General features: G+C 71.8%; 22 protein-coding genes and 2 riboswitches. Of the genes, 6 read left to right on the top strand and 16 right to left on the bottom strand.

What is annotated here, in order from left to right:
- Nucleotides 1-5: 5 nt before the first annotated feature.
- Entirely contained in the window at nt 6-1,139 is a 1,134-nt protein-coding gene (gene mnmA, locus IE251_RS33380) for a tRNA 2-thiouridine(34) synthase MnmA (RefSeq protein WP_189756687.1), read from the bottom strand.
- 82 nt (nt 1,140-1,221) lie between these two features.
- Here mnmA and IE251_RS33375 point away from each other — a divergent pair, with 82 nt between their 5' ends.
- Entirely contained in the window at nt 1,222-1,926 is a 705-nt protein-coding gene (locus IE251_RS33375; protein WP_051816126.1) for an N-acetylmuramoyl-L-alanine amidase, read from the top strand.
- 96 nt (nt 1,927-2,022) lie between these two features.
- On the opposite strand, the gene IE251_RS33370 is transcribed toward IE251_RS33375, so the two are convergent.
- The 3 genes from IE251_RS33370 to IE251_RS33360 form a co-directional block, all read right to left on the bottom strand.
- Complete coding sequence (locus IE251_RS33370) at nt 2,023-3,192, bottom strand: cysteine desulfurase family protein (RefSeq protein ID WP_189756686.1); 1,170 nt, start codon at nt 3,190-3,192, stop codon at nt 2,023-2,025.
- A 127-nt stretch (nt 3,193-3,319) separates the two neighbouring features.
- Nucleotides 3,320-3,601, bottom strand: a complete 282-nt coding sequence (locus IE251_RS33365) for a DUF4190 domain-containing protein (RefSeq protein ID WP_189756685.1) — start codon at nt 3,599-3,601, stop codon at nt 3,320-3,322.
- Between the two features lie 31 nt (nt 3,602-3,632).
- Nucleotides 3,633-3,797, bottom strand: coding sequence for a hypothetical protein (locus IE251_RS33360; protein ID WP_030614499.1), 165 nt, complete (start codon nt 3,795-3,797; stop codon nt 3,633-3,635).
- A gap of 145 nt (nt 3,798-3,942) precedes the next feature.
- Between IE251_RS33360 and IE251_RS33355 the strand changes: the two genes are divergently transcribed.
- On the top strand, nt 3,943-4,569 hold the full coding sequence (locus tag IE251_RS33355) for a TetR family transcriptional regulator (protein WP_189756684.1): 627 nt from the start codon (nt 3,943-3,945) through the stop codon (nt 4,567-4,569).
- Nucleotides 4,570-4,592: 23 nt separating this feature from the next.
- Here IE251_RS33355 and IE251_RS33350 read toward each other — a convergent pair whose 3' ends face one another.
- Nucleotides 4,593-5,570, bottom strand: coding sequence for a helix-turn-helix transcriptional regulator (locus tag IE251_RS33350; RefSeq protein WP_189756683.1), 978 nt, complete (start codon nt 5,568-5,570; stop codon nt 4,593-4,595).
- A 162-nt stretch (nt 5,571-5,732) separates the two neighbouring features.
- Between IE251_RS33350 and IE251_RS33345 the strand changes: the two genes are divergently transcribed.
- Nucleotides 5,733-6,314 (top strand): TIGR03086 family metal-binding protein, encoded by a 582-nt coding sequence (locus IE251_RS33345; RefSeq protein WP_189756682.1) that lies wholly within the window; start codon nt 5,733-5,735, stop codon nt 6,312-6,314.
- On the opposite strand, the gene IE251_RS33340 is transcribed toward IE251_RS33345, so the two are convergent.
- Nucleotides 6,301-7,161 carry a thioesterase family protein gene (locus tag IE251_RS33340; RefSeq protein WP_189756681.1) on the bottom strand — a complete coding sequence of 287 codons (861 nt, stop codon included), beginning with the start codon at nt 7,159-7,161 and terminating at the stop codon, nt 6,301-6,303. The genes IE251_RS33345 and IE251_RS33340 overlap by 14 nt on opposite strands.
- A 151-nt stretch (nt 7,162-7,312) precedes the next feature.
- On the opposite strand from IE251_RS33340, the gene IE251_RS33335 reads away from it, so the two are divergent.
- Nucleotides 7,313-8,563 carry an alpha/beta hydrolase gene (locus tag IE251_RS33335; RefSeq protein ID WP_189756680.1) on the top strand — a complete coding sequence of 417 codons (1,251 nt, stop codon included), beginning with the start codon at nt 7,313-7,315 and terminating at the stop codon, nt 8,561-8,563.
- Here IE251_RS33335 and IE251_RS33330 read toward each other — a convergent pair.
- From IE251_RS33330 to IE251_RS33285, 10 genes are all read right to left on the bottom strand, one after another.
- Complete coding sequence (locus IE251_RS33330; RefSeq protein WP_189756679.1) at nt 8,472-9,131, bottom strand: trimeric intracellular cation channel family protein; 660 nt, start codon at nt 9,129-9,131, stop codon at nt 8,472-8,474. The two genes, IE251_RS33335 and IE251_RS33330, sit on opposite strands and share 92 nt — an antisense overlap.
- 46 nt (nt 9,132-9,177) lie before the next feature.
- The gene (locus IE251_RS33325) at nt 9,178-10,569 is read right to left on the bottom strand and encodes a M1 family metallopeptidase (protein WP_189756678.1); all 1,392 of its coding nucleotides are present in this window, start codon (nt 10,567-10,569) and stop codon (nt 9,178-9,180) included.
- Nucleotides 10,570-10,667: 98 nt separating this feature from the next.
- Nucleotides 10,668-12,281 carry a dipeptide ABC transporter ATP-binding protein gene (locus IE251_RS33320; protein ID WP_229897040.1) on the bottom strand — a complete coding sequence of 538 codons (1,614 nt, stop codon included), beginning with the start codon at nt 12,279-12,281 and terminating at the stop codon, nt 10,668-10,670.
- The gene (locus IE251_RS33315) at nt 12,278-13,369 is read right to left on the bottom strand and encodes an ABC transporter ATP-binding protein (RefSeq protein ID WP_189756677.1); all 1,092 of its coding nucleotides are present in this window, start codon (nt 13,367-13,369) and stop codon (nt 12,278-12,280) included. Before IE251_RS33315 ends, IE251_RS33320 begins: the two co-directional genes overlap by 4 nt.
- Nucleotides 13,366-14,373, bottom strand: coding sequence for an ABC transporter permease (locus IE251_RS33310; protein WP_030791792.1), 1,008 nt, complete (start codon nt 14,371-14,373; stop codon nt 13,366-13,368). Before IE251_RS33310 ends, IE251_RS33315 begins: the two co-directional genes overlap by 4 nt.
- Nucleotides 14,374-14,445: 72 nt before the next feature.
- Nucleotides 14,446-16,197 (bottom strand): ABC transporter substrate-binding protein, encoded by a 1,752-nt coding sequence (locus IE251_RS33305; protein ID WP_444545178.1) that lies wholly within the window; start codon nt 16,195-16,197, stop codon nt 14,446-14,448.
- Between the two features lie 56 nt (nt 16,198-16,253).
- Complete coding sequence (locus IE251_RS33300) at nt 16,254-17,252, bottom strand: ABC transporter permease (RefSeq protein ID WP_030791778.1); 999 nt, start codon at nt 17,250-17,252, stop codon at nt 16,254-16,256.
- Nucleotides 17,253-17,602: 350 nt separating this feature from the next.
- Nucleotides 17,603-18,394 carry an enhanced serine sensitivity protein SseB C-terminal domain-containing protein gene (locus IE251_RS33295; protein ID WP_189756732.1) on the bottom strand — a complete coding sequence of 264 codons (792 nt, stop codon included), beginning with the start codon at nt 18,392-18,394 and terminating at the stop codon, nt 17,603-17,605.
- A 197-nt stretch (nt 18,395-18,591) separates the two neighbouring features.
- Nucleotides 18,592-19,371 (bottom strand): enhanced serine sensitivity protein SseB, encoded by a 780-nt coding sequence (locus IE251_RS33290; RefSeq protein ID WP_189756675.1) that lies wholly within the window; start codon nt 19,369-19,371, stop codon nt 18,592-18,594.
- A 66-nt stretch (nt 19,372-19,437) separates the two neighbouring features.
- Nucleotides 19,438-20,106, bottom strand: coding sequence for an AAA family ATPase (locus IE251_RS33285; RefSeq protein ID WP_189756674.1), 669 nt, complete (start codon nt 20,104-20,106; stop codon nt 19,438-19,440).
- Nucleotides 20,107-20,283: 177 nt separating this feature from the next.
- A riboswitch (glycine riboswitch) is annotated at nt 20,284-20,389 on the top strand.
- Nucleotides 20,390-20,503, top strand: a riboswitch (glycine riboswitch).
- A 41-nt stretch (nt 20,504-20,544) separates the two neighbouring features.
- Here IE251_RS33285 and gcvT point away from each other — a divergent pair.
- Nucleotides 20,545-21,663 carry a glycine cleavage system aminomethyltransferase GcvT gene (gcvT, locus tag IE251_RS33280; RefSeq protein WP_189756673.1) on the top strand — a complete coding sequence of 373 codons (1,119 nt, stop codon included), beginning with the start codon at nt 20,545-20,547 and terminating at the stop codon, nt 21,661-21,663.
- Between the two features lie 137 nt (nt 21,664-21,800).
- A complete protein-coding gene (gcvH, locus tag IE251_RS33275) occupies nt 21,801-22,178 on the top strand; it encodes a glycine cleavage system protein GcvH (protein WP_189756672.1) in 378 nt (125 codons plus the stop codon).
- Nucleotide 22,179: the final 1 nt, after the last annotated feature.

Raw genomic sequence — 22,179 nt, 5'->3', positions numbered from 1 at the left:
GTGGCTCAGACCGCCGTCGCCGCCGTCGCGCGCGTGGTGGACGCGATCGTCGCCGAGCCCACCACGCGCGTGCCGTCGTAGAGCACGATCGCCTGGCCGGGGGCGACGCCGCGCACCGGCTCGGTGAAGGTCACGCGCAGCTCGCCGGCCACGAGTTCGGCGCTCACCTCGGTCTCGCCGCCGTGCGCGCGCAGCTGGGCGGTGTAGGTGCCGGGGCCGGTGGGGGCGGTGCCGCACCAGCGGGGCCGGATCGCGGTGAGGGCGGTGACGTCCAGGGCCTCGGCCGGGCCGACGGTGACCGTGTTGGTGACCGGGGAGATGTCCAGGACGTAGCGCGGCTTGCCGTCGGGGGCCGGGGTGCCGATCCTGAGGCCCTTGCGCTGGCCGATGGTGAAGCCGTACGCGCCCTCGTGGGTGCCCAGCTTGCTGCCGGACTCGTCCACGATGTCGCCCTCGGCCTTGCCGAGCCGCTTGGCCAGGAAGCCCTGGGTGTCGCCGTCGGCGATGAAGCAGATGTCGTGCGAGTCGGGCTTCTTGGCCACGGCCAGGCCCCGGCGCTCGGCCTCCGCGCGGATCTCCTCCTTGGTGGTGACCGTGTCGCCGAGCGGGAACATCGCGTGCGCGAGCTGCTTGTCGTCCAGCACGCCGAGGACGTACGACTGGTCCTTGGCCATGTCGGAGGCGCGGTGCAGCTCGCGGGAGCCGTCCTCCTTCACGATCACCTTGGCGTAGTGCCCGGTGCACACGGCGTCGAAGCCGAGGGCCAGCGCCTTGTCCAGCAGCGCCGCGAACTTGATCTTCTCGTTGCAGCGCAGGCACGGGTTCGGGGTGCGGCCGGCCTCGTACTCGGCGACGAAGTCCTCCACGACGTCCTCGCGGAAGCGGTCGGCGAGGTCCCAGACGTAGAAGGGGATGCCGATGACGTCGGCCGCGCGGCGGGCGTCGCGGGAGTCCTCGATGGTGCAACAGCCCCGCGCGCCGGTTCGGAAGGACTGCGGGTTCGCGGAGAGCGCGAGGTGGACGCCGGTGACGTCGTGGCCGGCCTCCGCGGCACGCGCGGCGGCGACGGCGGAGTCCACGCCGCCGGACATGGCGGCGAGGACGCGGAGGGGGCGGGTGCGCTGCGGGGTGTCAGTCATAACCCTTCCAGGGTACGGGGGCGCGGGAACCAGCGTACGGGGGCGCGGGAACCCGGCCGGACGGCCGTCCGTTGACGGTCACATGGGGGCGACTTCGGATTCGGCGGCGGGGGCGGGCACGGGGCCGCCGGCGGGCGACGGGGACCGGCGGCTGGGGCGGCGGGCCCTGCTGGTCGGCGGGATCGCGGCGGCCGTGGGCACGGCGCTGCTGGCCCGCGAGGAGCTGTCCCGGTCGTGGTGGCGGCTGCCCGGGGTGGACAAGCCGCGAGAGGCGGGCGCGGTGGACTTCCGGGGCGCGCGCTGGGTGGCGGCCTCGGCGGCGAACTACCGGCGGGCGGACCGGCCGGCCGACTACCCGGTGGACCGGGTGGTCGTCCATGTCACCCAGGGCGGGTACGCGTCGGCGGTGCGGGCCTTCAAGGACCCCGGGCACGGCGCGGCGGCGCACTACATCGTGCGCCGCGACGGGCGGATCACCCAGCTGGTCCGCGAGCTGGACGTGGCCTTCCACGCGGGCAACCGGGAGTACAACGAACGCAGTGTCGGCATCGAGCACGAGGGCTTCGTGGAGGACCCGGCGTCCTTCACGGACGCCCTGTACGCGGCCTCGGCCCGGCTCGCGGCCGCGATATGCGGGCGGTACGGCATCCCCGTGGACCGGGAGCACATCATCGGGCACGCCCAGGTGCCGGGCACGGACCACACGGACCCGGGGCGGCTGTGGGACTGGGAGCGGTACATACGCCTGGTCGGCGCCGAGCGCGCCAAGACCCCGCCGGCCAGGTGAGCCCGGCCGGCGGGCAGGCCAGGTGAGCCCGGCCGGCGGGCAGGCCAGGTGAGCCCGGCCGGCGGGCAGGCCAGGTGAGCCCGGCCGGCGGGCAGGCTAGGTGAGCCCGGCCGCGCGGGCGCGTTCCACCGCCGGGCCGATCGCCTTCGCCACCGCCTCGACGTCCGCCTCCGTGGAAGTGTGGCCGAGGGAGAAGCGCAGGGTGCCGCGGGCCAGGTCCGGGTCGGTGCCGGTGGCGAGGAGGACATGGCTGGGCTGGGCGACGCCCGCGGTGCAGGCGGAGCCGGTGGAGCACTCGATGCCCTGGGCGTCCAGCAGGAGCAGCAGGGAGTCGCCCTCGCAGCCGGGGAAGGTGAAGTGGGCGTTGGCGGGGAGCCGGCCCCCGGGTGCCGGGTCGCCGCCGAGGATCGCGTCCGGCACCGCGCCGCGCACGGCGTCGACCAGCCGGTCGCGCAGGCCGCCGACCTCCCGCGCGAACCGCTCCCGGCGCTCGGCGGCGAGCCGCCCGGCGACGGCGAAGGAGGCGACGGCGGGTACGTCGAGCGTGCCGGAGCGGACGTGCCGTTCCTGGCCGCCGCCGTGCAGGACGGGTACGGGGGTGTACTCGCGGCCCAGGAGCAGGGCGCCGATGCCGTACGGGCCGCCGATCTTGTGGCCGGAGACGGTCATGGCGGCGAGGCCGGAGGCGGCGAAGTCGACGGGGACCTGCCCGAATGCCTGGACCGCGTCGGCGTGCAGCGGGACGCCGAACTCGGCGGCGACGTCGGCGAGTTCCCGGACCGGCATGAGGGTGCCGATCTCGTTGTTGGCCCACATCACGGTGGCCAGGGCGACATCGCCGGGGTCGCGGACGATGGCCTCGCGCAGCGCCTCGGGGTGGACGCGGCCGTAGGCGTCGACGGGGAGGTACTCGACGGTGGCGCCCTCGTGCTCGCCGAGCCAGTGCACGGCGTCGAGGACGGCGTGGTGCTCGACGGGGCTGGCGAGGACGCGGGTGCGGGCGGGGTCGGCGGCGACGCGGGACCAGTACAGGCCCTTGACGGCGAGGTTGTCGGCCTCGGTGCCGCCCGAGGTGAACACGACCTCGCTGGGGCGGGCGCCGAGCGCTTCCGCGAGGGTTTCGCGGGCTTCCTCGACCGTGCGGCGGGCTTGCCTGCCGGACGCGTGGAGGGAGGAGGCGTTGCCCGTGATGCTCAGCTGGGCGGTGAGCGCCTCTGCCGCCTCCGGGAGCATCGGGGTGGTCGCGGCGTGGTCGAGGTAAGCCATGGTGAGGCCGATTCTACGGCTCCCCCGCGGCCGGGCCGGGCCGCGAGGGGGGTTGGCCGGAACGCGGCCCGCTCCGGCGCACGCGGACCCGTCGGCGACCCGCCCGGCGGAAGAAGGGCCCCGCCCCTCACAGGCTCCAGGACACCGTCCCCGTGACCTCCATCGACACGGCCAGGATCACCAGGTCGGCGACGCCCAGGGCGAGGCCCAGGCAGGCGCGGCCCCGGCGGGCCGTGCCGCGCCAGAGGGCGGCCACGGCGAGGACGATGGCGATCGGGCCGAGGAGGAGGTTGAGGACGAGCAGGCCGAGGAGGCCGAGGATGAAGGACGCGACGGCCATGCCGTCGGCGTCCCGGGTGCGCGGACGCGTGTCGGTGCGGCCGGTGCCGGCCGGTGCGGTGAGGTGCATGGTGCTCAGCTCCCGGAAGACTGCGCGACGGTCAGTCGGACGACGTGCGGCGGCGGCCGTGGCGCTCGCGGAGCGCGAAGACGCCGAGCCAGACGGCGATGACGGCGGCCAGGACGGCGCTGACGGTCAGCGGCGCGTGGGCCACGGTGCCCAGCACCACTCCGAGCAGCATGAGCGCGGCGACGAGGAACAGCATGGGATCGAATCCCCCCTCCGGTTTGCCTCGTGTTCGGCCGGTGTGAAGTTTGGGTGAACAGTTGTAGTAACAGTTGTTCACTGACTTCGAGTCTAGCGCTTCTCGCGGCTTTCCAATTCCGGAGAACAGTTGTTAACTGGATGACATGAGTCACACCCTCGGCATCCGGCAGGCCCAGAAGCAGAAGACCCGGCAGGCGTTCCTCGACGCGGCGCTCGCCCTGCTGGAGGAGCAGAGCCTGAGCAGCCTGGGCCTGCGCGAGGTCACCCGGGCCGTCGGGGTCGCCCCGACCGCCTTCTACCGGCACTTCCGCTCGACCGCCGACCTCGGGGTGGCCCTGGTCGACGAGGCGCTGGGCAGCCTGCATCCGATGGTGCGGACGACGGTGTCCACCACGGGAGACAGCGAGGAACGCATCGCGCGCGCCGTCGAGCTGATCGCCCGTCATGTGGCCGAGTACCCCGCACACGTGAGGTTCATCGCCCGCGAACGGCACGGGGGCGTGCAGCCCGTACGGGAGGCCATCCGGGCCCAGCTGTACCGGTTCGCCGAGGAGGTGCGGGCCGAGCTGGCCAAGGACCGGGAGGCGGAGGGCTGGAGCGAGGACGACCTGCTGATGCTCGCGCACCTCTACGTCGACCAGATGCTCATCACCGCCTCGCTGTTCCTGGAGGCGCTGGAGGCCCCCGAGGACGAGCGGGAGCGGGTGACCCGGCTCGCCACCCGCCAGCTGCGGCTCATCACCCTCGGCCGCGCCCACTGGCTGGACTGAACCGCCGCACCCGCCACACCTCTTCAGTCCTCCCCCGTCCCCGCCTCCCCGTACAGCGCCAGCACCGAACGCGCCCCCGCCACCAGTTCGGCGCGCGCCTCGGGCGGGTCCAGGAGCTCCACCCGGTCGGAGAACGCGAGGAGTTGGCGTACCGCCCGGAGCGCCGGGTAGGCCAGCCGCGCGGTGACCCATGGGCTCTCGCCGTCGTCCTCGGGCTCCGCCGTCAGCTGGGCGGCGGCCATCCGCCGGAACATGTCGGCCACCTCGCGCCGGACCCGCACGGTGACCTCGACCCCGCCCTCCCGCTCCTCCACCCGCCGACGCAACTCCTCCCAGGCGTCGGCGAGTTCCACGCCGGGCCTGCGTCGTACGGGCTCGTCCAGCAGCCGTGCCCGGCGCACCCGGTCGGCGCGGAACAGCCGGGGCCGGCCGCGCCGGTCGGCGACCAGGTACCAGACCCCGGCCTTGGCCACCAGGCCGTACGGATCGACGGTGTACGTCCGCGCCTCCCGCTCCCCGCTGTGCCGGTAGCGCAGCCTCAGCCGCCGGTCGGAGAAGACGGCGTCCTGGAGCACCGCGAGGTCGGCGGCCCGCTCCGGGCCGCTCTTCCAGCGGGTGGCGTCGACCAGCACCCGGCGGCTGGTCACCTCGGCGGCGGGGCGGTGCGGGGCGGGCAGCGCGGCCATGACCTTGCGCAGGGCCGAGGCGAGGGCCGCGTCCAGGCCGAGCGCGGCGTGCGCACCCTGGGCGGCCAGCACGAACAGGGCCCGGGACTCGTCGGCGGTCAGCCCCGTGACATCGGTGCGGAAGCCGGCGAGGAGGCCGATGCCGCCGTGCCGGCCGCGCTCGGCGTAGACCGGGACCCCGGCGGCGGACAGCGCCTCGACGTCCCGGTAGATGGTGCGGACCGACACCTGAAGCCGTTCGGCGAGTTCGGGCGCGGGCACCCGGCCCCGGGTCTGCAGGAGCAGCAGGATCGACAACAGCCGGTCGGACTTCACCGCGCCAGGGTCCCGCCGGGCGGGTGACCGTGGCAAACCTGACGGCGGATGTCAGGTTTCGGCGGGAACGTACTCCCGAGCCGTCCCGGTGCGGCGGATCCGGCGCCCAGGCGCCCGTGCCGCCACCGCGGGCGCCCGCCACCCCTGTGAAGGAAGGCCGTCATGAACACCGATCCCCGTCCGCTGTACACCCGTGCCACCGCCCAGGCGGCCCGGCTCGTCGAGGCCGTGCGTCCCGAGCAGCTGACCGCGCCCACCCCGTGTGCCGAGTACGACGTGCGCGCGCTGCTCGGCCATGTCGTCGGCGGCACCCGCCGGATCGCCGTCGTCGGCGAGACCGGCGCGGGGCAGGGCGAGCCGATGACCGCGCCGGACGTGCCCGACGACGGCTGGGCCGCGGCCTACGACGAGGTCCGCCGGCGGGCGCTGAAGACCTGGGAGAGCGACGAGCGGATGGCGTCGTCGGTGACGGTTCCCTGGGGGGAGATCTCCGGGCGGGCCGCCCTGTCGGCGTACGTCATGGAGATCGTGACGCACACCTGGGACCTGTCGGAGGCGATCGGCCGGCCGCTCGCGCTCGATCCGGAGCTGGCCGAGTTCTCGCTGGCCGCCGCGCGGGAGGCGCTGCCGGAGGGGCCCAGGGAGGGCCGCCCCTTCGACGCGCCGGTGCCGGCCCCCGAGGGAGCCGGCGCCTACGAGCGGCTGGCGGCCTGGCTGGGGCGGGTGCCGCTCAGCCGAGCCTGACCCGGGCCAGCTGGCGGGACTGCGCGACCAGCCGGTCCGCGCTGTCCCACACCTCGGCGTCCTCCTCCAGGAAGCCGCCGGCCAGGTTGCGGGTGGTGATCGAGATCCGCAGCGGGCCGGGGGCCGGACGCCGGCGCACGTGGACGGTGAGTTCCACGGTCGGCACCCAGCCCTTGAGGCCCAGTTCGAAGGCGGTGGGCGGCAGGGCGTCCACGGCGAGGAGCAGCGAGAGCGGGTCGGCGTCGCGGCCGTCGGCGAGGCCGAACCAGGCGCGCATCTCGCCCTTGCCGGAGGGGGCGCCGAGGGCCCAGCCGGTGGTGGCGGGGTCCAGCTTGATCATCAGCCGGTCGGCGATGGCGTTGCTGCCGTCGATCGGGGCCGGGCCGTCCTCGGGGCCGAGGCACCGCTCCAGCGGCGGGATCGGGGGCGGGGTGGCCGTCGTGCGGACGTCGTCGGGGAGGGCGGCGAGGTCGCCGTAGGAGGCGAGGACGCGGATGCGTTCGACCTCGTTGCCCTCGTCGTCGTACTGGAAGAGCGAGGCCTGGCCGGTGGAGAGGGTGCGGCCGGCGCGGACGGTCTCGGTGCGGACGACCGCCGGACCGGGCCGCGAGGCGGTCAGGTAGTGGGCGGTGATGGAGAAGGGGTCCGGGTGCGGGAGGGTGTCCGCGAGCGCCCGGCCGAGCACGGCCAGCAGATAGCCGCCGTTGACGGCGCTGATGATGGTCCAGCCGGCCGAGAGGTCGATGTCGTAGACGCCGGGCTCGCGCCGGGTGACCGCGGTGTCGCGGTCGAACTCGCTGTCGCCGATCGCGGCCGGCGAGGCGGGAACGGTAGCTGCTTCTGCCATGCGCGAACGGTACAACATATAAATACTAAGCGGTAGCTTTCCTTGCGGGCGCCCCGTTGTGATCTCGTCCCCCGGTGAAGATCGGGCAATTTCTCGGCAAGTGTCCGGACACGTCCACAACCCGCTCCCCCGGAATCCCCTCTATGAGGACATGAGCCTCACCGGGACTCCGTTCCTCTGCACCGCCGTCCTGCTGTCCGTGGTCGCCCTCGTACTGCCGCTCGCGCTGTGGTCACGGATGCGCGGGCCCAGACCGCTGCGGGCGGCGGCCCGCGTACTGATGCTGCTGTTCGCCCAGGGCACGGCCGTCACCCTGGTCTTCGTGCTGGTCAACAACCAGAACAACCTGTACGACAGCTGGGCCGACCTGCTCGGCACCGGCGACCACGTGCAGCGGGCCGCCGACCTCGGCCGGGACGGCACCGGCGGCATCCAGGTGCAGCGGCTGCCCAGGGTCCGGCAGACCTTCCGGCCCGTCGGCGGACCCGGCATGCGCGCGGCCGGCCCCGTGCGCGTCACCCAGCTCAAGGGCCGCGTCTCCGGGGTGAACGCCGAGGTCTACGTCTGGCTGCCGCCGCAGTACGACGACCCGGCCTACCGGCACCACGAGTTCCCCGTGGTGGAGCTGCTGCCGGGCTACCCGGGCTCGGCGAAGGCATGGTTCGGCTCGCTGCGCGCCGCCGAGCAGCTGCTGCCGCTGATGCGCGAGGGCCGGGTGGCGCCGTTCGTCCTGGTCGCCCCGCGCACCAATCTGCTGGCCGGCGTGGACACCGGCTGCGCCAACATCCCCGGCCGGGTCAACGCCGACAGCTGGCTCAGCATCGACGTGCCCAAGATGGTCAAGGACAACTTCCGGGTCCAGCCCGCCCCGCGCGGCTGGGCGGTGGCCGGGTACTCGGCGGGCGCGCACTGCGCGGTCAAGCTGGCCGTGGCGCACCCCGACCGGTACCGGGCCGCGGTGAGCATGTCCGGCTACAACGACCCGATCGGCGAACGCGACTCCCTCGCCGCACAGACCCCCGCCCTGCGCGCCGCGAACAACCCTTACCTGCTGCTGCGCGGGGCGGCCGCCCCGCCGCCGGTCGCGCTGTACCTGTCCGGCCAGTCCGGCGACGGCTACCAGGCGGGCATGGCGCTGGAGTCGGCCGCCAAGGCGCCCACCACCGTGCGCGTGGTCCTCCTGCCGCGCAGCGCGGGCGGGCACACCATGGCGCTGTGGCGCCCGCAGGTCACCACCGTCTTCCGCTGGCTGACCCTCCGGATGGGCCAGAGCCACGCCGAGGGGCGGGGCACCTCCGTCGCCGGGGCCGCTACTCCTCCGTCACCGTCGAGCGCCGGTTCCACGCACGCGGTGCCCGCCAGTGGAACCGCATCGCGAGCAGGCGCAGCACGAACGCCGTGAGCGCCGCGAACCCGCTGGTGAGCGGGGTGAGCATGTCGTAGCGGATGCACAGCACCACCATCGCGGAGCCCACGATCGCCGGGACCGCGTACAGGTCGCGGTCCCAGCGCAGCAGCGAGGGCACCTCATTGGCCAGCACGTCCCGCAGCACACCGCCGCCGACGGCGGTGGCCAGGCCCAGCGTCGCCGACGCGGTCAGTCCGAGGCCGTAGCTGTACGCCTTCGTCGTGCCGCTGACGCAGAACAGGCCGAGGCCGGCCGCGTCGAAGACGAGCACCGCCGACTGGATGCGCTCCACGTGCGGATGCAGGAAGAACACGACGAGCGCGGCGAGCAGCGGGGTGACGAAGTACCCGAGGTCCGTGAAGGCCGCCGGGGGGACGGCCCCGATGATCACGTCCCGGAACAGCCCGCCGCCCAGCGCGGTGACCTCGGCGAGCACGGCGATGCCGAACACGTCGAAGTTCTTCCGGACGGCCAGCAGGGCGCCGGAGATCGCGAACACGAAGATCCCGATCACATCGAGCGTGTGCTGGACGGAGGGACTGAAGAGTTGCTGGAGCTGCACCCTGACATTCTCTACTGTCAGAGCACCCGAACCTTACAAAGCCAGGTCAGAGGGCAGGTTTCCCTGGTGTGAACAGCCAGGTGTCGAAGAGGTCGTCCAGCTGCCGCCCGCTGACCCGCTCGGCGAGGCGGATGAAGTCGGCGGTGGAGGCGTTGCCGTACCGGTGGAGCCGGGTCCAGGCCGGTAGCAGCCGGAAGAACGCCGGGTCGCCGATCCGCTCGCGCAGCATCTGGAGCGTCATCGCGCCGCGCTGGTAGACGGCGGAGGCGAACATGGTGTCCCGCTCCGGGGCACCCGGCCTGACCTGCCAGAACGTGGAGTCGGCGGGCCGGGCGTCGTATGCGGCGCGGAAGGAGTCGTGGGCGGAGCGGGTGCCCTTGTGCTCGGTCCACAGCCACTGGGCGTAGCTGGCGAAGCCCTCGTTGAGCCAGATGTCGTTCCAGTGCGCCACGCTCACCGAGTCGCCGAACCACTGGTGGGCCAGCTCGTGCACGATCGTCCCCTCGCCGCGCACCGCCGAGTACGCGGGCTTGGACTGCACCTCCAGCGAGAACCCGGCCTGCGGCATGTCGTCGACGATGGCACCGGTCTCCTCGAAGGGGTAGGGCCCGAAGACCTGCGACCAGTAGTCGGTGACGGCGGAGGTGACTCCGTAGACGTCGACGTTGTTGGCGTTCTTCAGCACCGGGTCGATCGCCACGTAGACCGGGATGCCGCCGGGGGTCCGTCCGGTGCGCACGTCGAACTCGCCGATGGTGGCGGTGGCCAGGTAGGTCGCCATCGGCTTGGACTCCCGCCAGTGGGTGTACGTCGACTCTCCCTTGTCGTACGTCGACACCAGCCGGCCGTTGGAGACCGCGGTCAGGCCCTTGGGCGCCTTGATCCGGATGTCGTAGGTGGCCTTGTCGGCGGGGTGGTCGCTGGAGGGGAACCAGGTGGAGGCGGCGTTGGGCTCGCAGGCGACGAAGACGCCGTCGGGGGTCTTCATCCAGCCGTAGTCGGAGCCGAAGACGATGGGGCCGTTGAGCGGCCGGGGGGTGCCGCCGTAGGTGACGGAGACGGTGAAGTCACGGCCCTCGGGCAGCGCCCGGCGCGGGGTGACGGTGATCTCGTCGCCGTCCCGGGTGAACTCCGCCCGTCTGCCGTTCACCTCCACCCGTGTGACCTCCAGCTGCTGGAGGTCGAGGTCGAAGGAGGCGAGGGTCTGGGTGGCGCGCGCGGTGAGCGTGGTGCGGCCGTCCAGGCGGCCGGTGCCGGGGGCGTAGGCCACGTCCAGGTCGTAGTGGCGGGCGTCGTAGCCGCCGTTGCCCAGCCGCGGGAAGTAGGGGTCGCCGATGCCGGGGGCGCCCTGGGTCGGGGGCGCGGAGGCGGCGACGGCGAGGAAGGAGGCCGCCGTGGTGACGAGGACTCCGAGACGTGCCGAACGGGAGAGTGCCATGAGTCGTCCCTTTCGAGCGTGCCGATCGGTGGTCGGGCACGGTCGACTCTGCACTCTCCCGTTCAGGCATGTGCATGACTTTGCTGAGTCGTCATGCGCTACTTCCCGGACGACTCCTCGGAGCCGGTCCCGGTGGCGGGCTTGCCGGGCGTCTTCTTCGCCGCCTTCCCGGTCGCCTTCCCGGGAGTGGACTTCGCGCCGGGGCCGGTCTTCTCCCCGGCCGTCTCCGCCGCCGCGGCGGCCTCGGCGGCTTCGGGGGCCGGGGCGGTGTCGGCGGCCTCGGCGACGGCCTCGGCGGAGGCCGCGTCCTCGGCGGGCTCGGCGGCTTCCGCGGGCTCGGCGGCGGGCGTCTTGGAAGCCGCCGTCTCCGGAACCGCCGTCTTCGAAGCATCGCCGGAAGCGGTCGCCTCGGAGCCCTCGGCCTGCTCGGAAGCGGTCGCCTCGGAGCCCTCGGCCTGCTCGGAAGCCGTGTCCTTCGCGGCCGGCTTCTCCTCCGCCGCGGGCTCCTTGTCGCCCGCCGGCTTCTCCTCCGCCGCAGGCTCGTCCCCGGCCGCCGCCGGCTTCGTCTCCGCCGGAGCGTCGGCGACGACCGCGTCCGGGACCAGTTCCGACGCCTCCTTCGCCGCCGACAGCAGGACCGTGTCCTGCGGGGCCTGGTCGGCGAAGTTCTCCGGGTGGTGGCAGGCGACCCGCTGGCCCGGCCGCAGCTCGATCAGCTGCGGCTCGGTCGTCCGGCAGATCTCCGTCGCCTTCCAGCAGCGGGTGTGGAACCGGCAGCCGGAGGGCGGGGCGATCGGGGACGGGACGTCGCCGCGCAGCAGGATGCGCTCGTTCTTCTGCCCCCGGCGCTTCGGGTCCGGCACCGGCACCGCCGACATCAGCGCCTTGGTGTACGGGTGCATCGGCGCCTCGTACAGCGAGGTGCGGTCGGCCAGCTCCACGATCTTGCCGAGGTACATCACCGCGATCCGGTCCGAGACGTGCCGGACCACCGAGAGGTCGTGGGCGATGATCACATAGGTCAGGCCCAGCTCCTGCTGGAGGTCGTCCATCAGGTTCACGACCTGCGCCTGGATCGACACGTCCAGCGCGGAGACCGGCTCGTCCGCCACCACCAGCTTCGGCTTCAGGGCGAGCGCGCGGGCGATGCCGATGCGCTGGCGCTGACCGCCGGAGAACTCGTGCGGGTAGCGGTTGTAGTGCTCGGGGCTGAGGCCGACCAGGGACAGGAGCCGCTGGACCTCCTTCTTCACCCCGCCCTCGGGCTCCACGCCCTGGAGCCGGAAGGGCGCCGAGACGATCGAGCCGATGGTGTGGCGGGGGTTCAGGGAGCCGTACGGGTCCTGGAAGATCATCTGGATGTCGCGGCGCAGCGGGCGCATCTGCCCGGTGCTCAGCCGCGTGATGTCCTGGCCCTCGAAGGTGATCTTCCCGCCGGTCGGGTCCTGGAGGCGGGTGATGACCCGGCCCATGGTCGACTTGCCGCAGCCCGACTCGCCGACCACGCCCAGGGTCTCGCCCTTGCGCACCTCGAAGTCGATGCCGTCGACGGCCTTCACGGCGCCGACCTGGCGCTGCAGGATGCCCTTCTTGATCGGGAAGTGCTTCGTCAGGCCCTCGACCCTGAGCAGCACCTCGCGGTCCGCCGAGCCCTCGGAAGCCGACGTCTGCTGAGGGATCGCGGCCTCGTCCGTCTTCTTGGTCTCACTCACAGCTTCGGCGCAATCTCTTCGGTCCAGATCCGCTGGCGGTCCTCGGTCGGGAGGTGACAGGCGGACCAGTGCCCGGTGCTCACCTGCTCCAGCTCGGGGCGCACCGTGCGGGTGACGTTCCCCTTGGGGATGTCCGCGTACGGGCAGCGCGGGTGGAAGGCGCAGCCCGAGGGGACGTTGATGAGGCTCGGCGGCTGGCCCTTGACCGGGATGAGCCGTTCGGAGGTCTCGCGGTCGATACGGGGCATCGAGCCGAGCAGGCCCCAGGTGTAGGGGTGCTGCGGCTGCTCGAAGACCTCGCCGGCCGGGCCGCGCTCCACGCACCGGCCGCCGTACATCACCAGGACCTCGTCGGCGATCTCGGCGACCACGCCGAGGTCGTGGGTGATCATGATGACCGCGGAGCCGAACTCCTTCTGCAGGTCGCGGATCAGGTCGAGGATCTGCGCCTGGACGGTCACGTCGAGGGCGGTGGTCGGCTCGTCCGCGATGAGCAGTTCGGGGTTGTTGACCAGGGCCATGGCGATCATGGCGCGCTGGCGCATACCGCCGGAGAACTCGTGCGGGTAGCCGTCGACGCGCTTGGCGGGCTCGGGGATGCCGACCCGGTCCAGCATCTCGATGGCCCGGGCGCGGGCGACCTTCTTGCTGACGTCGTGGTGCACCCGGTAGGCCTCGACGATCTGGTCGCCGACCTTGTAGTAGGGGTGCATCGCGGACAGCGGGTCCTGGAAGATCATCGCCATCTCCCGGCCGCGCAGCTTGCGCACCTCGTCCGGGGAGGCGGAGACCAGTTCCTTGCCGTCCAGCCAGATCTCGCCGGACATCCGCACGTTCTTGCCGCGCGGGCCGAGCCGGTGCAGGCCCATGACGGCCAGCGAGGTGACCGACTTGCCGGAGCCGGACTCGCCGACGATGGCGAGGGTCTTGCCCTTCTCCAGCGAGAAGCTGACCCCGTCGACGGACTTGACCAGGCCGTCGTCGGTCGGGAAGTGCACCTTGAGGTCGCGGACCTCCAGGAAGGCTTCGGGACGCTGGGCGGCGGCGGACTCGTCCACCGCGGCACCGTTCTTGGAGAGTTCGGTCACGAGAGCCTCACCCGCGGGTCGGCGGCGGCGTAGAGGACGTCCACCACAAGGTTTGCGATCACGACGAAGAAGGCGGCGAGCAGGGTCACGCCGAGGATCTTGGGCAGGTCGTTGTCGGTGATGCCCTGCACCGCGTACTCGCCGATGCCGTGCAGCGAGAACACGGACTCGGTGATCACGGCACCGCCGAGCAGCAGACCGAGGTCCATGCCGAAGACGGTGATGATCGGGGTGAGCGCGGAACGCAGTCCGTGCTTGACCACCACGCTGCGCTCGACCAGGCCCTTGGCCCGGGCGGTGCGGATGAAGTCCTCGTTCATCGTCTCCAGCATCCCCGAGCGGGTCAGTCGCGCGTAGATGGCGGAGTACAGCAGGGCGAGCGAACACCACGCCAGGAAGAGGGTGTTGGCCCACTGCGCCGGGTTCTCCGTGAGCGGGACATAGGTGCGCCCGAAGATCGGGATCTGCACGGTGAAGATCAGCTGCGCCAGCTTGCCCGTGAAGAACATGGGCAGCGAGACACCGGCGAGCGCGACGCCCATGAAGAGGCGGTCGAAGAACGACCGCGGCTTCAACGCGGAGATCACGCCGACCACCACACCGGACAGGAGCCACAGCACGGCGGCGCCCGCGGCCAGCGAGGCCGTGACCGGGATGCGGGAGGTCAGCTCCGGCCAGACCGCCTGGTGGTTCTTGAAGGAGTAGCCGAAGCACGGCGCGTCGCAGTGCACCGTGGTCGGGCCGAGGTCGTACGTGGCGCCGGCCACGATCCCCTTGATGAAGTGCCAGTACTGGACGTAGACGGGCTGGTCCAGACCGAGGTTGTGCTTGACCGCGGCGATGTCCGCCTTCGACGGGCTCTTGCCGATGTACTGCTGTGCCAGCTGGTCCGCCGTCTGGCCGGCGAGTCGCGGCAGCAGGAAGAAGATGGCGAAGGTGACCGCGGAGACGACCAGCAGCAGGATCACTGCCGCGAACGTCCGGCGGAGGATGTACGAGATCACGGGGGCCGGCGCTGGTGCCCGCGGGCCGGGGGGCCCACGGGCACCAATGCCTTCACCTGCCTTCCGGGGCTGCTACTTCGACGCGACGCCGATGTTGAGGTAGTCGTACTGACCGCTGAAGGCCGCCGTGGAAACCAGGTTGGTGTAGTTCTGCGGACGGCCCAGCAGGACCTTGAAGTAGGTCAGCGGGACGAGGACGGCGTCGTCCATGGTCTTCTTGTCGATCTGGGTGTAGAGGCTGTTGCGCTCGCTGGTGTCCTGAGTGGCGATCGCCTTGCCCAGCAGGTCGTTGACTTCCTTGCTGTCGTACTGCGACAGGTTGGTGCTGCCGGACTGGCTGATCGCCTTGCCGTTCAGGATCTGCTGCAGGAAGCCGTAGCCGGAGGGCCAGTCGGCGCCCCACTGCATCATCATCAGGCCGATGTTCTGCTTCTGGGTGAACTTCGGCACGCCCGCGTAGTCCGTGAAGTACTTGCCGGACGGGTACTGCTTGAGGCTGGCGTTGATGCCGACCTTCTTCAGCGAGTTGATGATCGCGGTGGCCGCGTCGATCTCCTGCGGACGGTCCGAGCGGGCCGTGATGTTGGTGGAGATCGAGGTCTGGCCGCAGGCCTTCAGCTGGTCCTTGGCCTTGGCGATGTCGCCCTTGCTGTCCTTGGTGGCGTAGGCGTCGGCCTTGGCGTAGCCCGGGATGTCCGGGGGCAGGACGGTGGAGGCGATCTCACCGCGGACCGGGCCGCCCTCGGCGGTCTGCACGGAGACCTTGTCGATGGCGTACTGCACGGCCTTGCGGCACTCGGGCTTGTCGAACGGCTTCAGCTTGCTGTTGATCGCCAGGTAGACGAGACGGCCGCCGTAGGTGTTGTCGGTGCCGGCCTTCTTGTCCGGGTCCGTGAGCACCTCGGCCTGGGTCGAGGCCTGGACACCGGTGCCGACCAGGTCGATGGCGGTGCCGGCCATGACGTCCTGGTCGATGGTCTCCGGGTTGACCTTCAGCTTGACGACGATCTTGTCCGGCAGCTGCTTGCGCAGCGGGTCGGTCTTCGCGTCCCAGTTCTCGTTGCGCACGAGCACGGCCTGCTTGCCGTCCTCGTAGCTCTGGAACTTGTAGGAACCGGAGGACACGATGTGCTTGACGTAGTCGACGCCGGTGTCCTTCGCCTTCGGCACCGGAGCCGTCTGCGGGGTGGCGACCAGGTAGTCGAACTCCTGGAAGGCCTGCTTCAGGTGGAAGACGATCGTGGTGTCGTCCGGGGTCTCGATGGAGGACAGGCCCTTGTCGCTCTTGTCCTTGTACGGGCCCTTGTACTTGTCGCCGCCGGCCATGAACTGCTGGAAGTAGTTCGGGCCGAGGGAGAGCACGTCACGCGCGAAGTTGGAACGCTCGACGGCGTACTTGACGTCCTTCGAGGTGATCGGCGTGCCGTCCTCGTACTTCAGGCCCGTGCGCAGCTTGTACGTCCAGGTCTTGCCGCCGTCGCTGGGCTGGCCCTTGCTCGCCGCGAGGTCCGGGACCAGGGTGTTGCCCTCGTCGCCGGGGCCGGGCTTGAAGGTCATCAGCGGACGGGCGTACAGCCGGCTGAGGTTGTACATGTACGCGTAGTACGTGTTGCCCGGGTCGAAGGAGTCCGGGACGTCGGACATCTCGTAGGTGACCGTGCCACCCTTCTTGTCCGACGCGTTCACGACGCCCTTGGTCGCGGCGTTGGCCCCGGCCGACTTGGTGCCGTTGTCGTTGGTGTTGTCATCGGCCTTGCTGCAACCCGAAAGAAACAGGCTGGCGGAGCCGATGGCCGCGATCGCGGCCAGCGCTGACCTTCGCATGATGGGCGCTTTCCCCTCCATTGATTGGAAACTTGTCGGACTCTCCGCAGCAGGCTTCAGCGGCTGCGCGGGTCGAGAGCGTCGCGGAGACCGTCACCGAGCAGGTTGAACGCCAGGACGGTGACGAAGATGGCGAGTCCGGGGACGATCATGTACTGGGGGTCGACCTGGTAGTAGGTGACCGCCTCGCGGAGCATGCCGCCCCAGGACGCCTGCGGGGGCTGGATGCCGACGCCGAGGAAGCTCAGCGACGCCTCGAAGATGATGTTGGTCGGGATCAGCAGCGTCGAGTAGACGATGATCGGGCCGACCAGGTTCGGCATCAGTTCCCGGAACAGGATGTACGGGGCCTTGGCGCCCATGCCCCGGGCCGCGTCGACGAACTCGCGCTCGCGCAGGGCGAGGGTCTGACCGCGCACGATCCGGCCCAGATACGGCCAGTTGAAGAAGCCGATGACGAAGATGAGCACGCTCAGGTGGAGCGGCAGGCCGTTGAGGCCGAAGGCGCCGCCCTGGAGGGTGGCGGAGATGGCGATCGCGAACAGCAGGAGGGGGAAGGCGAGGAAGGTGTCCATCAGCCGGCTGATGATCGAGTCCACCCGCCCGCCGTAGTAGCCCGCGATGACACCCATGATCGCGCCGATGACGTTGGACAGGATGGTGGCGCCGAAGGCGACCACCAGCGACACCCAGGAGCCCTCCAGGATGCGGGTGGCGATGTCCCGGCCGAACTTCGGGTCCACGCCGAGCGGGTGGTCCGCGCTCATGCCGCCCCAACTGCCCGTGGGCAGCGAGGTGTCCGGGGTGATCAGGTCCTGGTGGAAGGCGTTGGGGTCGAGGCCGAACAGGGCCTGGATGGGGCGTGAGAGGACGGCGAGGAGGATCAGCAGGATCACGATGACGCCGCCGGCGACGGCGGCCTTGTCCTTCTTGAACCGGGTCCAGGCGATCTGGCCCAGGGAACGACCCTCGATCTGCCCCTTACCGGCACCCTCCAGCACAGCCTCCGGCTGCGCCTCGGCTGCCGCCCCGGTGGTCTCGATCGGTGCGGTCACGGTGAGCGACCCCTCTCGCCGGTGGTGACCGGCCTGCGCCTGCCGCGGATTGCGGCTTTGTCGACTTGCCATCGATCACAAGGCCCTCGGCCTCGTGTCTGAGTCGCGAGTCTTCAGCGTCGTTGCGATCACCCGCCAGAGCTGACGGCGAAAGTATGCGCAACCGTGATGCAGTGCGGGGGATTCCGTTATCCGAACAGTGGGTAACGGCCCCCGGACGCGGGCCAGTTGGGACAGAACGGCGAATCTACGCGGTTCGGGAGGTTCGGCCGAAGTCTACGCGCGCAGAAGCGTCCCGCTTCCGTGCATTGTGCGGGCGGGTCGACAAACCTGTCACCGCGGCTGGTTGGTCAGTAGCCGCCGTGCGCCGGCGGATAGCCGTAGCCGCCGGCCGGGGCCTGCGGCGGGGCCGGCACCTGGAGCGGGGGCTGCGGCGGGGGCACCGGGGCGTGCGCCTCGCGGTCGTAGAAGGGGCGCGCGTTGGCCCGCATCCACATCACCACCGGGTCGTGGTCGTCGGTCATGGCGACCGTCGAGACCGGCAGGCCCTCCGGGACCGCGCCGATGGACTGCTGCATCATGGCGCGCACCGAGTCGACCGCGGCGGGCGAGGTGTCGTACACGTCGAGGCCGATGGCGAGGTAGGGCGCCCCGAGCGCGGGCTGCACCCAGGCGCGGCGCAGCGAGCGCAGCGCGGGCGTGCGGTGCGCGTTCTGCGCCAGCAGGGCGTAGAACTGCGGGATCTCGATGCCGGGCTCGGACAGGCGCAGCGGGCCGGCGGGCTGGCGGTCCAGACCGGTGGCGATGCGGCGCAGGTCCGGCCAGGGGATGCCGACGCCGCCGCCCGGCGCGTGCGGGTTGAGCCAGAGGCCGTAGTGGTCGGGGTAGAGGGTGCGGGCCACGTCCAGGCCGTCGGCCACCTCGTAGGAGCGGTTCCAGCCACTGGCCGACAGCTCCTGGGCGGAGGTCACGCAGGGGGCGTAGTGGAAGCCGTCCACCTCCATGTTCCCGTACTGGGCGTCCGGGGCGCCGGCCTGGCCGTGCCACAGGAGCATGAAGATCTGGCCGGTGGTGGGGGTGGCGAGGGCGCGCAGCAAGGCCTCGTAGGCGTCGTAGCGTCCGGGCGTGACCTGGCGCAGCATGTGCTCGACGCTGCCGCTGTGGCTCGCGCTCACCTGGTGTGCCCCTTCTTTTGTGTGACCCGGCGTTTGAGCACAGCTTATGCGCCTACCAGCTCGGGGCCTTGGCGTCCGTACGCGTGTGCGGGTGCGTTGTGGCTTGTCGCGCCCCGCGGCGGAGCCGCATATCGGACACGGTCCCGCGCCCCTTCGGGGCGCTTTCAGTGGGCGTACGTGTAGAACGGGCGGACGTTCGTCTTCAGCCATGTCGCCACCGGGTCGTCCGTCACGTCCAGCAGGACCAGGTTGACCGGCCACTTGACGGGGACCTTGGCGAGGGCCTTGCCGAGGGCCTGGAGAGGGAGGGCGCGCAGGTCGCCTTCCCACTGGGAGAGTTCGACGCCCACGAACATCGCCGGGTCGGCCGTCTCGACGGCGGCCAGACAGCGGCGGGCGGTGAGGACCACGCCGGTCTCGGTGAACTCGGCGGAGGCGGCGGCGAGGAAGTCCACCGGGTCGTCCTGCCAGTCGGGCTCGAAGAGGCGGACCCGGCCGCCCGTGTTGGGCCCGTCCAGCGGGGTGCGACCCACCCGGCACAGCTCGGCCACGGCCTGGGGCGGCAGCGGTATGCCGACCACGCCCTCGGGGTTGACGGCGATGCCCACCTGCGGGGGCAGGCCGCGGGCGAACTCCACCGCCGGGGCGATGGTGTACGCCATGTGGGAGCCGGCCACCTGGCGGAGCTGTTCCTCGGAGCTGAACACCGGGACGTACGCCTGGCCGTCGATGTCGAGCGTCGGCAGGTCCAGCGTGCCGCTGTCCGGGCCCCCGCCGCCCGGCAGCGGGATCCACAGGAAACTGCGGCCGAGGACCTCGACGATCCGGCCGCCCGCCGCGGGGATGCCGAGGGAGGCCGACAACACCTCCTCCAGCTCGTTGCCGGGCCAACCGCCGTGCGGGTGCGGGTGCGCCTGTGCCGGGAAGTCCGCCGGGAAGTCCATGTGCCTACCGCCTGCTGGGAACCACTGCTGTGACCATGAAGGCTAGCGGGTGGCGGTGACAGTGCCTCACCGAGTGAAGCCGACGCGGGCGAGGACGTCCGCCGCGTCCCGGTCCAGCAGCACCGCCCCGCCGCAGCCGGCCGGCAGCTCCCCCCGCTCCACCGCGCGCAGCAGCCGGGCGGTGGCGCGGCGGTGCCGGCGGAAGGCGTAGCGCGAGACGCCCCGGCCGCGTTCGCGCTGGCCCCGCCGGGCGGTCTCGGGGCTGACGTCGAGGAGGAGCAGGTGCAGGGTGCCGCCCCGGCGCCGGGCCGCGCGGGCCAGCCAGGCGCGCACCCACGGCTGGGTGCCGCAGTCGTGCACGACGAGCCCCTCCCCGGTGCGCAGGGCCCGGCGCAGTCCGGCGTAGTGGGCGAGGCGGACCAGGGGGCGGTAGAGCGCGTACGGCAGGAAGCCGGGGACGCGGGCCTGCCAGCGGTCCCGGGTGTCCTGGGAGTCGACGCGGCGGCCGGTGACCGCGCGGTGCATCAGGGTGGACTTGCCGCTGCCGGGCAGACCGGTGACGACCACCAGGTCCCGGGGGCCGAAGAGCAGGGCGTGCGGGCTGCGGCCGCCCCGGTCGCGCAGATCGCGGACGACCGGCGCGGGGCGGTCCGCGCCGCGCTCGCGAACCCCCGCGGAGGGCTGTCCCGGCACCGCGAGGCCGGCGTGGGCGGCGTAGGCCGAGGTCCTGTTCACCGTGATCGTCCTCCCGAGGGCTCGGTCAATCCCATGCCCGTTCTATGTAAAGGGAAGGTAATGGAGAACGGTCGGCGGTTCGTGTGCGTACGGCCACAGGTCGGTCACAACCGGCGGGCTCTGGATGGCCGGGGTGCGGCGTGCAATGATGAGCCCGCCAACTGCATACCGGCCGTTTGAATCCGCGCGGGAGAGTCCCCGGGCCCCCCTCGGGGCCGCCTGGGGCGCCGAAGGAGCAAGTCCCTCCCTTGAATCTCTCAGGCCCCGTTACCGCGCGGGCGAGGCACATCTGAAAAGCGGGCCGCCGTCGCCGGCGGCTCCACCCAAGGTGCAAGCCGTGATCGTCCCCGTGGCGGTGGCGGCGAACCTCTCAGGTTCCGATGACAGATGGGGAGGAACGTTCCTCGCCCGTCCTTTGCCCTGGGAGACGACCGACCGATGAGCAGTACCGAACCCCGTCATACCGCGCTCGACGCCGTGCACCGCTCGCTGGGCGCGACGATGACCGACTTCGCCGGCTGGGACATGCCCCTGCGCTACGGCTCCGAGCGCGACGAGCACATCGCCGTGCGCACCCGGGCCGGTCTGTTCGACCTCTCCCACATGGGCGAGATCACCGTGACCGGCGCCGAGGCCGCCGCCTTCCTGAACCACGCCCTGGTCGGCAACATCGCCTCGGTCGGCGTCGGCCGCGCCCGCTACACCATGATCTGCCAGGCCGACGGCGGCATCCTGGACGACCTGATCGTCTACCGGCTGGCCGAGACCGAGTACATGGTCGTGGCCAACGCCTCCAACGCCCAGGTGGTGCTGGACGCCCTCACCGAGCGCGCGGCCGGCTTCGCCGCCGAGGTCCGCGACGACCGGGACGCCTACGCGCTGATCGCCGTGCAGGGCCCGGAGTCCCCCGGCATCCTGAAGTCCCTGACCGACGCCGACCTGGACGGCCTGAAGTACTACGCGGGGCTGCCCGGCACGGTCGCCGGCGTCCCGGCGCTGATCGCCCGTACGGGGTACACCGGCGAGGACGGCTTCGAGCTGTTCGTGAAGCCGGAGCACGCCGTCGGCCTGTGGCAGGCGCTCACCGAGGCCGGCGAGGGCGTCGGGCTGGTCCCGTGCGGGCTGTCGTGCCGGGACACGCTGCGCCTGGAGGCGGGCATGCCGCTGTACGGGCACGAGCTGAGCACCTCCCTGACCCCCTTCGACGCCGGGCTGGGCCGTGTGGTCAAGTTCGACAAGGAGGGCGACTTCGTGGGCCGCGCGGCGCTGGCCGAGGCCGCCGAGCGCGCCGCGCAGAACCCGCCCCGGGTGCTGGTCGGGCTGGTCGCCGAGGGCCGCCGGGTGCCGCGCGCCGGGTACGCCGTGGTGGCCGGCGGCGAGGTGATCGGCGAGGTCACCTCCGGCGCTCCCTCCCCCACCCTGGGCAAGCCGATCGCCATGGCCTACGTCGACGCGGCGCACGCCGCGCCGGGCACCGAGGGCGTCGGCGTGGACATCCGGGGCACCCACGAGCCGTACCAGGTCGTGGCGCTGCCGTTCTACAAGCGCCAGAAGTAACCGCCGCCCGCGCCCGCGCCGGCCCGGGGCACCGGTCCGAGGGCGGCGCGTGAGCCTGCACACATTCGCCCGCTCACCAGCGGTTTCCTTAGTCCCCCCGTCACCATCACTCCCGCGCGTACAGGAGAATTCAGGCCATGAGCAACCCCCAGCAGCTGCGCTACAGCAAGGAGCACGAGTGGCTGTCGGACGCCGAGGGCGGCGTCTCGACGGTCGGCATCACGGAGCACGCGGCCAACGCGCTCGGCGATGTCGTCTTCGTCCAGCTCCCCGAGGCCGGCTCCACGGTGACCGCGGGCGAGTCCTGCGGCGAGCTGGAGTCCACGAAGTCGGTCTCCGACCTGTACTCGCCGGTCACCGGTGAGGTCACCGAGGTCAACGAGGACGTCGTCAACGACCCGTCGCTGGTGAACTCGGCCCCCTTCGAGGGCGGCTGGCTGTTCAAGGTACGCGTCTCGCAGGAGCCGGCCGAGCTGCTCTCCGCCGACGAGTACACCGCCTTCACCGCCGGCTGAG

This window comes from Streptomyces eurythermus, assembly GCF_014649115.1.
GTDB classification, from domain to species: domain Bacteria; phylum Actinomycetota; class Actinomycetes; order Streptomycetales; family Streptomycetaceae; genus Streptomyces; species Streptomyces eurythermus.
Note: the sequence above shows the minus strand (reverse complement) of the source record. Positions and strands in the feature narration are given on the sequence as shown.

Bases quoted from the DNA above. Each gene is read 5' to 3' on its own strand.
- IE251_RS33305 (WP_444545178.1), bottom strand. From the start codon at position 16,197: ATGCGAAGGTCAGCGCTGGCCGCGATCGCGGCCATCGGCTCCGCCAGC.
- IE251_RS33290 (WP_189756675.1), bottom strand. From the start codon at position 19,371: ATGGACTTCCCGGCGGACTTCCCGGCACAGGCGCACCCGCACCCGCAC.
- gcvH (WP_189756672.1), top strand. From the start codon at position 21,801: ATGAGCAACCCCCAGCAGCTGCGCTACAGCAAGGAGCACGAGTGGCTG.
- IE251_RS33370 (WP_189756686.1), bottom strand. From the start codon at position 3,192: ATGGCTTACCTCGACCACGCCGCGACCACCCCGATGCTCCCGGAGGCG.
- IE251_RS33365 (WP_189756685.1), bottom strand. From the start codon at position 3,601: ATGCACCTCACCGCACCGGCCGGCACCGGCCGCACCGACACGCGTCCG.
- IE251_RS33360 (WP_030614499.1), bottom strand. From the start codon at position 3,797: ATGCTGTTCCTCGTCGCCGCGCTCATGCTGCTCGGAGTGGTGCTGGGC.
- IE251_RS33335 (WP_189756680.1), top strand. From the start codon at position 7,313: ATGAGCCTCACCGGGACTCCGTTCCTCTGCACCGCCGTCCTGCTGTCC.
- IE251_RS33325 (WP_189756678.1), bottom strand. From the start codon at position 10,569: ATGGCACTCTCCCGTTCGGCACGTCTCGGAGTCCTCGTCACCACGGCG.
- gcvT (WP_189756673.1), top strand. From the start codon at position 20,545: ATGAGCAGTACCGAACCCCGTCATACCGCGCTCGACGCCGTGCACCGC.
- mnmA (WP_189756687.1), bottom strand. From the start codon at position 1,139: ATGACTGACACCCCGCAGCGCACCCGCCCCCTCCGCGTCCTCGCCGCC.
- IE251_RS33375 (WP_051816126.1), top strand. From the start codon at position 1,222: ATGGGGGCGACTTCGGATTCGGCGGCGGGGGCGGGCACGGGGCCGCCG.
- IE251_RS33295 (WP_189756732.1), bottom strand. From the start codon at position 18,394: ATGCTGCGCCAGGTCACGCCCGGACGCTACGACGCCTACGAGGCCTTG.
- IE251_RS33340 (WP_189756681.1), bottom strand. From the start codon at position 7,161: ATGGCAGAAGCAGCTACCGTTCCCGCCTCGCCGGCCGCGATCGGCGAC.
- IE251_RS33355 (WP_189756684.1), top strand. From the start codon at position 3,943: ATGAGTCACACCCTCGGCATCCGGCAGGCCCAGAAGCAGAAGACCCGG.
- IE251_RS33345 (WP_189756682.1), top strand. From the start codon at position 5,733: ATGAACACCGATCCCCGTCCGCTGTACACCCGTGCCACCGCCCAGGCG.